At 69.2% G+C, this 14,633-nt stretch carries 12 protein-coding genes and 2 pseudogenes; 5 read left to right on the top strand and 9 right to left on the bottom strand.

The features are described from left to right. Positions 1 to 735: 735 nt before the first annotated feature. Entirely contained in the window at positions 736 to 1,341 is a 606-nt protein-coding gene (locus CPH93_RS35895) for a hypothetical protein (protein ID WP_159395054.1), read from the bottom strand. A 1,102-nt stretch (positions 1,342 to 2,443) separates the two neighbouring features. On the opposite strand from CPH93_RS35895, the gene CPH93_RS35890 reads away from it, so the two are divergent. Continuing rightward, entirely contained in the window at positions 2,444 to 3,064 is a 621-nt protein-coding gene (locus tag CPH93_RS35890) for a hypothetical protein (RefSeq protein WP_159395053.1), read from the top strand. A 511-nt stretch (positions 3,065 to 3,575) separates the two neighbouring features. On the opposite strand, the gene CPH93_RS25275 is transcribed toward CPH93_RS35890, so the two are convergent. From CPH93_RS25275 to CPH93_RS25265, 4 genes and pseudogenes are all read right to left on the bottom strand, one after another. Beyond that, positions 3,576 to 3,887: a hypothetical protein gene (locus tag CPH93_RS25275; RefSeq protein ID WP_096214178.1), complete on the bottom strand. Its 312-nt coding sequence runs from the start codon at positions 3,885 to 3,887 to the stop codon at positions 3,576 to 3,578. Then, positions 3,884 to 4,282, bottom strand: a pseudogene (locus tag CPH93_RS36950) (sigma-70 family RNA polymerase sigma factor); the annotation flags it as partial. The gene CPH93_RS25275 and the pseudogene CPH93_RS36950, both read right to left, overlap by 4 nt. Before the next feature lie 108 nt (positions 4,283 to 4,390). Beyond that, positions 4,391 to 4,687 (bottom strand): annotated as a pseudogene (locus CPH93_RS36945) (WhiB family transcriptional regulator); the annotation flags it as partial. Next, complete coding sequence (locus tag CPH93_RS25265; RefSeq protein ID WP_093482825.1) at positions 4,671 to 4,910, bottom strand: hypothetical protein; 240 nt, start codon at positions 4,908 to 4,910, stop codon at positions 4,671 to 4,673. The pseudogene CPH93_RS36945 and the gene CPH93_RS25265, both read right to left, overlap by 17 nt. A gap of 179 nt (positions 4,911 to 5,089) precedes the next feature. Here CPH93_RS25265 and CPH93_RS25260 point away from each other — a divergent pair, with 179 nt between their 5' ends. Next, positions 5,090 to 5,959 carry an Fpg/Nei family DNA glycosylase gene (locus CPH93_RS25260; RefSeq protein ID WP_096214176.1) on the top strand — a complete coding sequence of 290 codons (870 nt, stop codon included), beginning with the start codon at positions 5,090 to 5,092 and terminating at the stop codon, positions 5,957 to 5,959. A 39-nt stretch (positions 5,960 to 5,998) separates the two neighbouring features. On the opposite strand, the gene CPH93_RS25255 is transcribed toward CPH93_RS25260, so the two are convergent. Both CPH93_RS25255 and CPH93_RS25250 read right to left on the bottom strand, forming a co-directional pair. Next, entirely contained in the window at positions 5,999 to 7,813 is a 1,815-nt protein-coding gene (locus CPH93_RS25255; RefSeq protein WP_173909880.1) for a choline/carnitine O-acyltransferase, read from the bottom strand. A 236-nt stretch (positions 7,814 to 8,049) separates the two neighbouring features. Next, positions 8,050 to 8,919, bottom strand: a complete 870-nt coding sequence (locus CPH93_RS25250) for a HalD/BesD family halogenase (protein WP_093482828.1) — start codon at positions 8,917 to 8,919, stop codon at positions 8,050 to 8,052. A 353-nt stretch (positions 8,920 to 9,272) separates the two neighbouring features. Here CPH93_RS25250 and CPH93_RS25245 point away from each other — a divergent pair, with 353 nt between their 5' ends. Then, positions 9,273 to 11,288, top strand: a complete 2,016-nt coding sequence (locus CPH93_RS25245) for an NADPH-dependent 2,4-dienoyl-CoA reductase (RefSeq protein WP_096214174.1) — start codon at positions 9,273 to 9,275, stop codon at positions 11,286 to 11,288. A gap of 64 nt (positions 11,289 to 11,352) precedes the next feature. Next, positions 11,353 to 11,919, top strand: coding sequence for a PadR family transcriptional regulator (locus CPH93_RS25240; protein ID WP_096214173.1), 567 nt, complete (start codon positions 11,353 to 11,355; stop codon positions 11,917 to 11,919). A gap of 80 nt (positions 11,920 to 11,999) precedes the next feature. Here the strand turns inward: CPH93_RS25240 and CPH93_RS25235 are convergent, their stop codons facing one another. Beyond that, positions 12,000 to 12,272 (bottom strand): hypothetical protein, encoded by a 273-nt coding sequence (locus CPH93_RS25235; RefSeq protein ID WP_096214172.1) that lies wholly within the window; start codon positions 12,270 to 12,272, stop codon positions 12,000 to 12,002. 132 nt (positions 12,273 to 12,404) lie between these two features. Further along, entirely contained in the window at positions 12,405 to 13,313 is a 909-nt protein-coding gene (locus CPH93_RS25230; protein WP_096214171.1) for a Gfo/Idh/MocA family protein, read from the bottom strand. 251 nt (positions 13,314 to 13,564) lie between these two features. Here CPH93_RS25230 and glnII point away from each other — a divergent pair, with 251 nt between their 5' ends. After that, positions 13,565 to 14,587 (top strand): glutamine synthetase, encoded by a 1,023-nt coding sequence (glnII, locus tag CPH93_RS25225; RefSeq protein WP_093482833.1) that lies wholly within the window; start codon positions 13,565 to 13,567, stop codon positions 14,585 to 14,587. The last annotated feature ends 46 nt before the right edge of the window (positions 14,588 to 14,633 follow it).

Raw genomic sequence — 14,633 nt, 5'->3', positions numbered from 1 at the left:
CGACCACCATGCCAGCAGCGGCTGGATCCGGCGCGTGATCTACACAAGGAGGCGGTGATTCGACACCACCATGGCGGCCAGGCATACGCGTCCTACCACTGACCGTTGGATTGCGGCTGCGCGCTCCCAGTCCGACATCACCGAAGTCTCAAGGAAGGCGGCGGACCCGCCTGACGCTTCCCCAGTGCACCAGTTGTGCACCGATCGACCCACCATACGCATATCTGTGCAGGTCTGAGCATTCCTCCACCTCTACTTCGACATTTAAGAACGTCGCAGGTCGGGGCGGTTCGCCGTTCCGGCCTGGGACGTCTGTGGGCCGTCGGCCGTGCACTTCCACTCCCGGAAGGCACGACCGACGGCCTTTTCTGTCCATCTGCGCGATGGCTGAACGCACGGCCGTGCGGGACACGCCGAACCGCTCGCAGATCTGCAAGTACGTACCGCGCGGACTGGCTTGTGGCACCGGCCCTCCATTTCCTACAGTTCGGCGCCAGGCCTCGGGGCGCGGCGGTGCAAGGTCAAACTTCGCATGCCACCAGAATCTGTCGAAAAGCAACTTCACTACGGATTCAAGGCGGCCTCTGCTCACCGCACGCAAGCCCGGCCCCGGCCGGGCCTGCGCTCCTGCCTCCGCCCCCTCCATCCCAACCAGCGCCCGCACCGCGCGCACAGCAATCGGCCACCTGATGCCAGAGAAGCGGTACTTCGCGATATAGCCCCCGAATCTAGGCACTATGATCCGGGGGTGCTCGCACGGCGCCCCCTCTGAGTGCGCCGCCTGGCCAACTGTTCGTCGATGTCATTGATGAAGAGAGCCAGGAGGTCCCCCTCTTGCACTTGTCTACCACTGTGCCCAAAGTCTCGGCGAATTGCGGACAAGAGCTGCTCAAAGCTAAATACCGTATCCTCAGATACGAGAACTTGCGCTTCTCGCTTGAATTTGGACCAGGCGAGCAGAACGTCGTCAGAAGCCCACGTAATTAGATCTGGCGTGATTTCCCGCAGAAACTGCGCCACGTCATTTTCATTCGAAGACTCAGGGTTCATGACCGTCCTCATTAGGCCGCTTACAAGCCTAGTGTAAACGGGTATTTTACTGCCCCGAATCTCTGCTTCAACTGCTTTCCGGCGTTCGACGTAGCGCCCGATTACCAACGTGGCAACGGTTACGAGAACCGTTGCCATCGCGGTTACCGCTGCGGCGGCGACCGTGGGGTTTACGCCATGAAAGACTTGATGCCCCACGTACCTCGCCAGAAATGCTACGACCTCCACCACACCGAACAGCAAAGTGGCAAGGAGTGCGAGGCTACCGATGCCCTTGATGAATGCACGCATGGGTGCACTGTGGCACGAAGTTCGGTGCCGACGAGACGAATCCTCAGAAGTAAGGCAACAGTCGGCTACGGAACGAGGCTTCGTAGTGTGGGGGAACGGGTGCCCGTCCACCGACCTGCATCCGCTCCGCAGCCAGATTCACGCCAAGTGCCGCTTCGCCAGTCCGCGCGCGATCACGATGGCTGACCTGCCGGATGCTACGGAGCTGTACCAGTCGGCATGTCTGGTGGGGCTGGGCCGAACGGCCAGACAAGCCTTGCGAGGCTTGCCCGATACCGGAGCTGTTCCGCTGACCTCAATGATCACGAACGGTGGCGACAGCCATCAGCCATGTGTGTAGCCGACGCCCGAGGCAGGCCTCGACCACGCCGAGGGGGGCGAACTTACATACCGGTGCTCGATCAGGGAGGTCACGGCCCCTCAGGGCAAAACCGCGGTTTACGGGCAGCTTGTTGGGCGTCGTTCGGCGCCGCATCACACGCTTCTCCACAGACTCAGGGCACTTCCTCTGGGCCGTCTCTGGGCCGTCGAAGGAGACCCGAGGACGGATGGCAACGACCCATGACACCCCCTCCCCCGCTGATCAGCGCCACAGCCAAGCACGGCGCCCGAGGTGAGCGATGCGGGACATCAGTTCTTCCCGAGTATGTAGCGTCGTTGCCGCGGGAGTCGCCGTTGCACGGCAAGTACGGGCAGCCACCGGAGCACAGTGTGCGCAGTTGTTGTTGCCGGCCGGGGCATTCGCGGTGGAGGTGATGGCGCTGGTTGGCGGCGGTTGATGCGGGGCTCCTGCTAGTGGCGGGTGGCCTCGGTCTGGGTGTGTGGCTGTGGAGGAAGCCGTCGGCGACGGAGGCCCGGGCACGGTGGGCGCGGTCGTTGATCTGTCGGCAGTGCCCAGCCGTGTTTCCGCGGAAGGATGCGGTCGCGGTATGACTGTCGCGCAAGGATGAAGCTCGTTGGGGGACCGATGTCTGGGAACCGGATGGACCGAAGGACGCGTTTACGACTGGTGCAGGGGAAGTGGCCACACCCTCGGCGGGTGCGGAGGCTCCGACGGAACCCTGGGACAGCTCGAAAGAATGGGTTTCGAATTGATTGGAATATGCTTGCCGGTCTCATAGCTGCTGGCGGCCTCGTATTCACCGGTGTTAGCACTTACTACGGCGCCAAGGTCGCTCAGGATCAGCTCGATCAGTCACGCAAGACCGCAGATGAGAAGAGCCGCACTCAAGCCTCTCGCATTTCCATATGGTCTGAGCCATCAAAGAATTACACATACGCCACCAACGGTGTTTTCGCGAACCGCTCCCTCGACACCATAACAATCGCAAGCCTTGTATTCACCACCTTCGGAGTCGATAACAAAACGACAAATCCCTTCGATGAGCTGCACTCTGTTACCATTCCCCACCCTGTCCAACCTTGCTCAATGTTCACTATTACACCTCAAGATGTAATCCGGGGCGACGGAGAGCGATACTCGCCGAAGAACACCTACGTGAATGTGCTGTTGATCCAGTTCCGCGATACAAACGGCAAAGAATGGGTTCGAACTGCAGGTGGGGAACTCTCGCCTGTAGAAGGGACTTTTGAGGGTATCGCCGACTTCAGGAAAGCACTCGGCCACAGAATCGACGCATACAAGCGGGTGAATGGTGTCGAGCAACCCGGCGTCATGAATCTCAAGGCAAAACCACTCGAAGACTGCGCGGCTAGCAGCTAGGCGTCAGGATGATCTGCCGGGCAGTGCCGGACCGTATTTGGCCGCGTTTTCGCAGGAGGACACTATGGCCGCCTAATTCCGAGGTGAGGGGCTTCGTTGGTGCGACGGTCCTCCCTCGGCAGGCTCGTCGTCGACGTGCTTGAGTGCGATGCGCGCTACGAGGCCGGGTCCGCTGATGCTGCCCCGGCGTGGGTGAGTGTGCACCTCGCCAATGAGGGCAAGGAGCAGGCGCCAACTCATCGCGAAGGACCCCGCCCACTGGGCCGTCTCTGGGCCGTCAACGGGTGATTAACGACGACCGATGACGATCACTCTCCCGCAGGTCAGACGGACCTGGTGATTTAGCATCCGAGATGGCAGCTGCGCGACATCAGTTCTTCGACATTTAAGAACGTAGCAGGCCGGAGCGGTTTTCCGCTCGGCTGGGACGTCTTCGGGCCGTCGGCCGCGTCCTTCCCTCGTCGGGAAGGACGCGGCCGGCGGCCGTTTTGCGGTGAGCGGGGTCCGTTGGTCAGGCGATGTGGTGCACACCGGGGAAGTCGCTGCTCCTGGCGGACGCCTGGAAGAGGGTCGAGGTGAGGTGCTGCTCGATGTCGGTCGAGCGGGCGAGGGTGTCGCGTAGTTCGGTTTCGCCGTTGTGCAGGGCTCTGTTGAGTCTGGAGGACGGGCCCGGTGTGTCCTGGGTGGCGGGGCTCGGCGGGGTGAGGGCGGCGGAGAGGCGGGTGTTGAGGTCGGTCGAGGCGTGGAGGGTGGTCTCCAGTTCTTCGGTTCCGGCGCGGAGGAAGCGCTGCAGACGCGAGCGGTCGGAGGGGGTGGTGTTCATCGCTGGCCTCCCTCGTCCTCGTCCAGCAGGCGTTCGAGTCGTGCACGTGCCCGGCGTAGGTTCTGGCGGACATTGGCCGCCGGGACGTCCAGCGCCTCGGCCGTCTCGGACGGGGTGCAGCCGTCGATGTCGAAGGCCATCACCGTGCGCTGTAGTGGGGGCAGCCGGCGGAGCAGCTGTACCAGGACCAGCTTCTGCGTCACGTCGTCGCCGTGGTCGCGCTCGGCGCGTTCCGGGATCTGGTCGGTGAGCTCGTCGGGGCGGATACGGTGCACCAGCTTCAGCCACATGCGGAAGGCCGTCTTGCGCAGCCACGGGTTCGAGTGGTCGACGTCCCGCCAGGACTTGGCCAGTTGCACGAAGGCGTTCTGGGCGGAGTCCTCGGCGTCCTGGCGGGCAGCGCCTGCCTTGATGAGGAGACCCACGAGCGGCACGAACCGTTCGCGGAAGACGGTGGCGAAGGCGGCCTCCTCCTCGCTGCTCAGCCAGGACAAGGGCGCCGCCAGGTCGAGCACCTCGCCGGATGCCTCGTACTCCGTCCGGGCCGTCTCCAGGAGCCGGCGCCACGAGACGACGGCGGGGCGCCGGAGCAGCAGGGCGCGGCGCTCGCGTTCGGTCAGGCCGCCCCACACGCCGAACTCCACCCGGTTGTCCAGAGCATCGGCCAGGCACTCCGTACGCACCTCGCAGCCGGTGCACACCGTCTTCGACCTGTTCTGGGCGGCCCCCTGGACGAACATCTCGTCCGGGTCGGCCGGCCGGCAGGCCGCGCGCCCCGACCAGTCAGCCACCCAGGCCACGGCGGCCCCCTTCGTACGGCCTGCCCTGCCCGACCTCGATGGTGACGTGGTCGGAACGGTCGACGAACCGGCTGCCCCTCGGGAGCTCACGCACCATGTCGCGGCGCACCGCCCCCCGCGCCTTTTCCAGCTGCACCATGCCTCGGGCGCGTATCCAGGTGCGCAGCACGACTGCCAGGTACCCCGCCACCGTGACTCCTGCCGCCATCACATACTCCGGCATCGCCGTATGCTCCGTTCGCTTCTGCACGAATGCACGAAAGCCGTCGTCAGGGAGTGCCGGCCGGGGGGCTGCGGCGTGACGTCGCGCGGCGACTTTTTTTGTGTATGCCTGGGCCAGGCGGTCGGAAAGCCCGGCCCGAGCAGCGCCCCCTCCCGCCCCCTTCGAGGCAGACTGGCCATATGCCTGAATTGCCGGAAGTTGAATCGCTTGCTCGGTTGTTGGACGAGCGGCTGGCGGGGCGGTCCGTGGGCCGGGTGTATGTGGTCGCCGTTCATGCGCTCAAGACCTATGACCCGTCGGTGAGCGCGCTCGAAGGGCGGGCGTTCGGTGGGGTGCGCCGGCATGGGAAGTTTCTGGATCTGGGCGTCGGGGAGCTGCATCTGGTCTTGCACCTCGGGCGGGCGGGGTGGGTGCGGTGGAGCGAGAAGCTGCCGGAGGTGCCGCCGCGGCCGGGGAAGGGGCCGCTGGCGTTGCGGGTGCGGCTCGGGGAACCCGATGACGGGGCGGGGTTCGAGGTGACCGAGGCCGGGAGTCAGAAGCATCTGGCGGTGTATGTGGTGCGGGATCCGCAGGAGGTGGCGGGGGTGGCGCGGCTCGGGCCGGATCCGCTGGCGGAGGGGTTCACCCTGGAGGTCTTCGGTGGGCTGCTGGAGGGGGAGCGTCGGCAGATCAAGGGGGTGCTGCGCGACCAGAGCGTGCTGGCCGGGATCGGGAACGCCTACTCGGACGAGATCCTGCATGCGGCCCGGATGTCGCCGTTCAGGCTGGCGGGCACGCTCGGTGCGGACGAGGTGGGCCGGCTGTACGAGGCGGTCGGAGCGACGCTCGGCGAGGCGGTTGAGCGGGCCCGTGGCACGGCGCTCAAGGACCTCAAGGCGGAGAAGAAGAGTGGGCTGCGGGTGCACGGGCGGAAGGGGGAGGCGTGTCCGGTGTGCGGGGACACCATCCGCGAGGTGTCGTTCAGTGATTCGTCGCTGCAGTACTGCCCGACGTGCCAGACCGGGGGCAAGATCCTGGCGGACCGGCGGCTGTCCCGGCTGTTGAAGTAGAAGGAGAAGACAGTGGGGCGCCGCCGGTCCGGGAGGGGGTCAGTTCGCGGAGGGGGCGGCGGACAGCAGTTCGCGCAGTTCGGTCAGCGCCTCGCGGAGCCGGTCGGCGAATGTGTGCATCTGGTCGGCCACCGGCAGCGGGGTGCTCAGGTAGAGGTGGAAGCGGCCGGGCAGCAGGACGTACGCGACGCCGATGCAGCGGCTGCTGGTGGAGCCGAAGCCGAAGTACTGGATGTGGACGGACGGCGCGGAGCTGGTGCTCAGGTAGTCGTCGCGCATCGTCAGCCAGCCCGGCGTGCGGTAGAGGGCGGGCTGTTCGGTCACGCCCAGTTCCGCCCCGCGCCGTCGCTGGATCAGCTCCAGCTCCCAGAGGTGCTGCTCGGGGGCCTGGCCGGTCTGGCACTCCTTGGCGCGGGTCACGTGCTGGGCGGCCGCGGCGTGGAAGGCGGCCCGGCGGGTGTCCGCGGAGGCCGCCGGGTCCTCCATGGCCGCGACGAACTCCTGGATCTCCGGGGTGACCACCCGCATCGCCTCGGTCCGGCCGTAGCGGTACTGCCGGGTGGCGATCGACTCGTAGGTGGCGCCCAGGTGGCCCTTGGCGCGCTGGTGGGCCAGTTGGTAGGCGAGCTGGACGAAGGCGTCGGGTGAGGCGCCCAGTGCCTTGGCGGTGGTGCTGCCGAAGTCGTCGAAGGAGACGGTCCGGGTGGCGGTGGCCGCGCCGTACGCGGCGAAGGCGTCCGCGGCGGAGCGCACCTGGGCCCGGAGCGCGTCGTCCAGCTCGAAGACGAGCGGCTCCACGGCCGGGAGTCCCTGGGAGCGGGCGCCGGAGCGGCGGGAGTGTTCCTCGGCAGGGGTGCTGAGCAGGGCGTCGGTGAAGCCGAGGATGGTGGTCCCGTCGAGTTCGCAGTGCTCCACGTTGATGCCCGCCCGGCCGTCGGCGAAGACGATCAGGGACACCGCCTTGTCGAACCAGCGGTTGCCGCGGTCGCCGCACAGCAGCTGGTCGCAGGCGTCCTGGACGTCCGCGGGGGCGAAGTCCTCCAGGCAGACGCAGAACAGTGCGGTCTCGATGTCCTCCAGGGCGGCCGCGTTGCCGGGGTGGCGGGTGCGCAGGGACTCGCGGGCGGCGGCCCATTCGGCGCGGGCCATGGTGGTGAGGTGGCCCACCGAGGTGTCCGGGGCGGGGGGCTGCGCGCCGGCCTTCAATACGGCGTGCAGCCCGGCTTCGAGGTCGTCGAGGCTGTGCGGGTCACCGTCCGCGCCGAGCACCTCCATCCGGAACATGGCGCCGCGGTGGAACACCACGATGTGCCGGGCTTCGGACGGGCCGGGCCACTCGTCGCTGTAGGGGCTGCGGACGGTGTCCTGCTGCGCCCCGGGGATGCGGGTGGTGGAGAAGAGGTAGGCGTTCTGGACCATCGACTGGGCCTGGCCGCGCTGGACGACGGGCGGAATGAGGTCCTGGTCGAGTTGGCGCTTGTAGCCGAGGGCGCCGGCGATCAGCCCGGCCGCCCGCGCCACCTGGGAGCGCGGCTCGCCGGGCGCGGCGTCCTGGAACAGGAAGAAGAAGTTGGCGTTGAGGGCGATGCGGTCCCGGCGGCCGAGGTAGCGGCAGGGCCAGAAGGTGTCGAGCCAGCTGTGGACGCCCGGCGTGGCGTCGTACTCCTCCAGCGCCGCGTGCAGCACCCGGCCGGGGCCGCCGGGCCGGAGGAAGGCGGCCACCTCCGCCTCGGTCGCCGCCCGCTCTTCGGCGGTCAGCAGCGGCGCGCACCAGGCGAGGAACCGCTCACAGCTCGCCTCCAGTGTGGGCAGCGGCACCCGCGGCAGGGTCTCCTCCCGGGCGAAGGTCGTCATGGCTGCGCTTTCCTGAGGGGCTGACGTATTCAATTCGGCTCTCTCGATTCAGACGGTTCAGATCGTGGCATCTGCGGTCTTGGTTGCTGTGACATCGCATCGTCACCCGCCCGGTGTGCTCCGTCGTGGAGCGCCGGGCGGGGGACGGGTTGTGGCGGCGGCTGCATCCCGGACGTCCGCCGGGACGCAGCCGCCTCGGGGCGTCGCCTCCCCGGGGCTGTCCGGTGAGCGGGCCCCTAATCCAGCAGCCGGTCGCCGCGGACCGCCCGGCCCTCGGCGGCCAGATGGGCGGGCAGCACCCGGCCGAAGAGCTGCCGGGTGCGGGCCACGCTCCCGATGACGCCGGGCCGGCGGCTGTAGGCGAAGATCGCGGAGTGCCGCGCGGTCTCGCCCTGCACGGGGCTCACCCGGTGCAGGGAGTAGCGGCCCTTGAAGAGCTGCAGATCACCGATGTGCAGCGGGAGGCGCCGGATCAGCCGCTCGCCCCGGCCGTCGAGGACGTCGAGGACCTCGCCGAAGTTCTCGTCGTCGGCGGAGCGGATGTTCGGGCAGTACTCGAAGACGCCGCCGGTGGACGCCTGCTGGGTGAGCATGCTGACGGTGAACTCGTTGGTGTCGAAGTGCCAGGGGTGTTCCATGCCCGGTTCGACGACATTGAGGACGAGGCCGGAGAGCGGGTCCGCCAGTTCGTGCAGCTCGGGCAGGCCGAAGCAGCGGGCGATGAAGTCCTGGAAGGCCCGGTGGGAGTAGAGCCGGCTGAGGAGGGACGCCTCGGGGATGCGGTCCCGCGCGACGAAGGCGTTGCCGCGGCGGAAGGTGCGCCGTCCGGGGTGGCCCTCGGGCAGCCGGCTGTCCACCGCGATGTTGTAGACGTTGACCGTCTCGGTCTCGAAGTGCGCCTGGGGGGCGAGGGCCGCGCACTCCTGCCGCAGGACCTCGCGGAGCGAGGGGCGGATGAAGTCCGGCAGCACCGTGCAGCCGAGGGTTTGGAGTTCCCGCCGGGCACGGGACATCACTGCCTGCCCCTCGGCACCGTCGAGATCCGACAGGGGGTACCGGGCGGTGTCGACCACCTGGTCCAGCGTGATGGCTTGCAGAGTGCTCATTCGATCCTCTCCACGTGCGGGCAGACCGTCCCGAGCCGGATGCTCCCCGCCGGCCCGCGGTTTCATCCCGGGCGCCCCCCACAAGGCGGCCGAGGCGGTCCACGCGCCGACCGGTCCACACCCGGACTCGTCGGTAACTCCACTGAGGAGCACCTCAGTTGAAGCTCCCACAGCGTCGCGATGTTGTCTGTGACACGCCACACTGCACCGGGCGTGATCAGCGGCGCACCGGGGCGGAAGGGGGCGCGGCCGGCCGGACGGCGTCGCCTGCGTCACTGTTTTATGCAACTTGTTGCATAAGGCTGGCGGCTGGTCTACAACTGCTGTCACGACCACCGCGCCAGGAGGCCCCCATGAGCCCGTACCCGCACCTGATGAGCCCGCTCGACCTCGGGTTCACCACCCTGCCCAACCGGGTGCTGATGGGGTCGATGCACATCGGCCTGGAGGAGGCGGAGAACGGGTTCGCGCGGATGGCCGCCTTCTATGCCGCCCGTGCGCGCGGCGGCGTCGGCCTGATGGTGACCGGCGGGATCGCGCCGAACGACGCGGGACGGCCGTACGAGGGCGGGGCCAAGCTCACCACCGAGGCGGAGGCGGCGCAGCATCGGACCGTGACCGACGCGGTGCATGCCGCGGGCGGGCGGATCGCGATGCAGATCCTGCACTTCGGGCGGTACGCGTACCACGCCGATCTGGTCGCGCCGAGCGCGCTCCAGGCGCCCATCAGCCCCTTCGTGCCGAATGCGCTCACCGACAACGAGGTCGAGCAGACCGTCGAGGACTACGTACGGGCGGCGGAGCTGGCCAAGGCCGCCGGGTACGACGGGGTCGAGATCATGGGCTCCGAAGGCTATTTGATCAACGAGTTCATCGTCGGCGCGACCAACCAGCGCACCGACCGGTGGGGCGGCTCGTACGAGAACCGGATGCGCTTCCCGCTGGAGATCGTCCGGCGTACCCGGGAGCGGGTCGGCACGGACTTCATCCTGATCTACCGGCTCTCGATGCTGGACCTCGTCCCGGGCGGCTCCACTCTCGACGAGGTGATCACCCTCGCCCGGGAGATCGAGGCCGCCGGTGCCACGATCATCAACACCGGCGTCGGCTGGCACGAGGCCCGGATCCCCACCATCGTGACCTCGGTGCCGCGCGGTGCCTACACCTGGGTGACCAAGCGGCTGATGGGCTCGGTCGGCATCCCCCTGGTGACCAGCAACCGCATCAACACCCCCGAGGTGGCCGAGGAGCTGCTCGCCGACGGGCGGGCCGACATGGTGTCCCTGGCCCGGCCCTTCCTCGCCGACCCGGACTTCGTCGCCAAGGCGCGGGACGGCCGGTCCGAGGCGATCAACACCTGCATCGGATGCAACCAGGCCTGCCTCGACCACACCTTCAGCGGGAAGATCACGTCCTGTCTGGTCAATCCGCGGGCCTGCCACGAGACCGAGCTGGTCCTGGCCCCCACCCGGCTGCGCAAGCGGCTCGCGGTGGTCGGCGCCGGTCCCGCCGGGCTCGCCTGTGCCGTCTCCGCCGCCGAACGCGGCCACGAGGTCACCCTGTTCGACGCCGCGGCCGAGATCGGCGGGCAGCTGAACATCGCCAAGCGGATCCCGGGCAAGGAGGAGTTCGACGAGACCCTGCGCTACTTCCGTACGCAGCTGGCGCAGCACGGCGTGGAGGTGCGGCTGAACACCGCCGTCGCGGCCGGGGATCTCGGCGGCTACGACGAGATCGTGGTCGCCACCGGGGTCACCCCGCGGACGCCGGAGATCGAGGGGATCGACCACCCGAGCGTGGTCAGCTACCTCGATGTGCTGCGGGACGGGGCGCCGGTCGGCGACCGGGTGGCCGTGATCGGGGCGGGCGGTATCGGCTTCGATGTCGCCGAGTTCCTGACCGATGCCGGCGACGCGGCGAGCCAGGACCCGGAGGCCTACTTCCGGGCGTGGGGTGTGGACACGGCGTACGAGGAGCGCGGCGGGCTGCGGGCGCCCGAGCGCCCCAAGGCGCCGCGCCAGGTGCATCTGCTCCAGCGCAAGACCTCCAAGGTCGGCGCCGGCCTCGGCAAGACCACCGGCTGGATCCACCGGACCGAGCTGCGGCACCGCGGGGTGACGATGGTCGCCGGGGCGTCGTACGAGCGGATCGACGACGAGGGGCTGCACCTCACGGTCGACGGCACGGCCACCACGCTCCCCGTGGACACCGTCGTGCTGTGCACCGGGCAGGAGCCGCGCCGGGATCTGTACGAGGAACTGCGGGCGGAGGGGCGCGCCGTGCACCTGATCGGTGGGGCGGACGTCGCCGCGGAACTGGACGCCAAGCGGGCCATCGCCCAGGGTACGGAGCTGGCCGCGGCGCTCTGACCTGGCCGCCTCCCGGGGGCGGGACGCCACCGTCTGCGCTGCGGACCCGCCCTAGGATTCCCCCATGTCACTCCCGCACGCGATCCTCACCGCCCTGCTCGAAAAGCCGTCGTCGGGGCTGGAGCTGACCCGGAGGTTCGACCGGTCGATCGGCTACTTCTGGTCGGCCACGCATCAGCAGATCTATCGCGAGCTGGGAAAGCTGGAGCTGGCCGGATACATCCGGGCGCTGCCCGCCGAGCAGCCGTCCCGCGGGCAGAAGAAGCAGTTCGCGGTGCTGCCCGCGGGACGCACCGAGCTGACCCGGTGGGCGTCCGGCGAGCAGGAGTCCAAGCCCATCCGGGACGCGCTGCTGCTGCGGCTGCGGGCGTCTGCGGTGGTGGGGCGGGCCGGGCTCGACGAGGAGCTGCGGCGGCATCTGGCGCAGCACCGGCAGCAGTTGGCGGAGTACCAGGAGATCGAGGACCGTGACTTCGGGGCCGCGGCGGATCCCGAGGACCGGCTGCGGCGGCTGGTGCTGCGGGCCGGGATCGGCCTGGAGATGTTCTGGGTGGACTGGCTGACGGAGGCGCTGGCGGAGGTGGTGGACATGGATGCCGCCGAGGCCCCGGAGGAGCGGCCGGGCGGGTGAGCCTCCGGGGGGCGTGGGTGTGGGGCGGCCGGCCCCGGGGGAAGTCCCGGGGCCGGCCGCCCTGTTGGTGCGCGGACGGGTCAGCAGTGGTCGTAGAGGAGCGCGCGCACCAGGCGGCACGTGGTGTCGGACGGGGTGTGCACCCCGATGTCGGCCGCGGTGCGGCGGATCGTGCGGTTCGGGGCCTGCTCGGGGCGGTAGACGCCGGTGTCGAGCAGGGCTATGGCCAGCCGCATGGCCTTCAGGCGACGGTTGTGCGATTCGTACCGCTCGCGCGGCCATCCGGCGGGCAGCGGCTTCTTGGGCAGTGGGTGGGCCGGGAGAGGCTTCGTGATGAGTGTGGCAGCGGTCATCGGCGACCTCCTGGAGCGTGGATGAACCCTCACTGACTGGTTCCCATTCTACTGGCCACCACTGACAAAAGGCCCTGGCCAGGGGGGATTTGAGGGGTGAAGGAGGGGTCGCCGCAGGGCCCCGGGCGAGGCTCAGTCGCCGGGCCGTACGAGAGGGGGCAGCGTCGCTTCGGCCGCCGCCAGGATTTCCGTGACCCGGAGGCCGAAGTGGAGGTCGCAGGCGTTGGGCAGACCGGTTCCGGCGGCGGCGAGCAGGGCGTCGACGGCGCGGTGGTAGGCCGCTTCGGGACCGTGCAGGCGGCGGGGCAGGCAGGTGGTGCCCGCGGTGCCGCGGAGGGTGATCTCGACCCCGGCCGCCGCGGCGGGGGCGGTCAGGGCGACCGTCGCGGTGCTGGCCGCGCCGCTGCTGTGCCGCATGGTCAGCAGCACCGCATCGGCCGGGCCCCGGGTCGCGGTGACCGTTTCCACGTCGCCGAGGACCGCGAGGAGCACGGACAGCGCATGCGGGCCGACGTCCCACAGGCCGCCCTTCTCCCGGCGCCAGGGCGAGTGCGCATACGGGCTGGCGCTGTCCTCGGCGAAGACCGAGCCGAGCCAGTCGGCGTGCGCGGTGAACCAGCCGCCGACCGCGGCCTGGGTGGCGATCCACTCCCCCTCCTGCTCCCCGAAGCGCGCGGTGAAGAAGACCACCGAGGCGATCCCCGCGCGCTCGGCGGCCGCGGCCAGTGCGCGGGCCTCGGGCACGGCGGTGGCGACCGGTTTGTCCAGGAGCAGATGGCAGCCGGCCCCGGCCGCACGGATCGCCAACGGGGCCTGCACGGAGGGCGGCAGGGCGACGGCGAGCGCGTCACAGGCCGCGAACAGCTCGTCGGGGCTGTCGTACGGGCGGGAGCCGTGGACCTGGGCCAGTGCGGCGGCGGCCTCCGGCCTGCGGCCCCAGATGCCGGTGAGCTCGACGCCGGGGTGGGCGGCGAGGGCGGGAGCGTGGACGGTCCGCGCCCAGGGCCCGGTACCGAGGAGTCCGATGCGCAGGGTCGCCATACGGGCCAGTGTCTCGCGGGGTGCGGGCCGGGGGCCGGTTGCACCGCGCCCGCGGCCAGGCCTGAGCGGACCCCTCAAGCGGCAGAATCCCAGGCATTCGATCGATGGGACCTTAGGAATGCCGGGATGTCCGGCTCAGTAACCTGCGGTTCACAATTGAGCAACGGGCGGGAAATGGCGCGTTGCGAGAGTGCGGCGGTACACCCGCACAGGTACCCGCACCCGCACCTACCGGCAGTAAGAGGAACCCCGTGAGTATCAAGGCCGAATACATCTGGATCGACGGCACCCAGCCGACCGCCAAGCTCCGCTCCAAGACCAAGATCATTGCGGACGGTGGCAGCCTGCCCCGTTGGGGCTTCGACGGATCCAGCACCAACCAGGCCGAAGGCCACTCCTCGGACCTCGTACTGGAGCCGGTCTTCAGCTGCCCGGACCCGATCCGCGGCGGCGACCACCTGCTGGTGCTCTGCGAGGTCCTGCACACCGACCTGACCCCGCACCCCTCCAACACGCGGGCGCTGCTGCGCCCGGTGGCGGAGAAGTTCGCCGGCCAGGAGCCGATCTTCGGCATCGAGCAGGAGTACACCTTCCTCAAGGGCGAGCGGCCGCTCGGCTTCCCCGAGGGCGGCGGCTTCCCGGCCCCGCAGGGCGGGTACTACTGCGGGGTGGGCGCCGGCGAGATCTTCGGCCGGGAGATCGTCGAGAAGCACCTCGACCTGTGCCTCGCGGCCGGCCTGGGCCTGTCCGGGATCAACGCCGAGGTCATGCCCGGCCAGTGGGAGTTCCAGGTGGGCGCGCTGCCGCCGCTGGAGGTCTCGGACCACATGTGGGTGGCGCGCTGGCTGCTGCACCGGGTCGCGGAGGAGTACGGCGTCACCGCGTCGCTGGACGCCAAGCCGGCCAAGGGCGACTGGAACGGCGCCGGTGCGCACACCAACTTCTCCACCCGCGCGATGCGGGAGGGCTACGACGCGATCATCACCGCCTGCGAGGCGCTGGGTGAGGGCGACAAGCCGCTGGAGCACGTCCGCCAGTACGGCACCGGCATCGAGGACCGGCTGACCGGCGCGCACGAGACCGCCCCCTGGGACGCGTACTCCTACGGCGCCTCGGACCGCGGCGCCTCGGTGCGGATCCCCTGGCAGGTGGAGGTCGAGAAGAAGGGGTACATCGAGGACCGGCGGCCGAACGCCAATGTCGACCCGTATGTGGTCACCCGTCTGATGGTGGACACCTGCTGCACCGAACTGGCGCGGCGCGAGCAGATCTGACGACCTCGTCGCAGATCTGACGTCGTCGTCGCGGCGGCGTGGGAGC

Origin of the sequence: Streptomyces sp. 2323.1 (assembly GCF_900221035.1) — a bacterium.
Taxonomy (GTDB): domain Bacteria; phylum Actinomycetota; class Actinomycetes; order Streptomycetales; family Streptomycetaceae; genus Streptomyces; species Streptomyces sioyaensis.
Note: the sequence above shows the minus strand (reverse complement) of the source record. Positions and strands in the feature narration are given on the sequence as shown.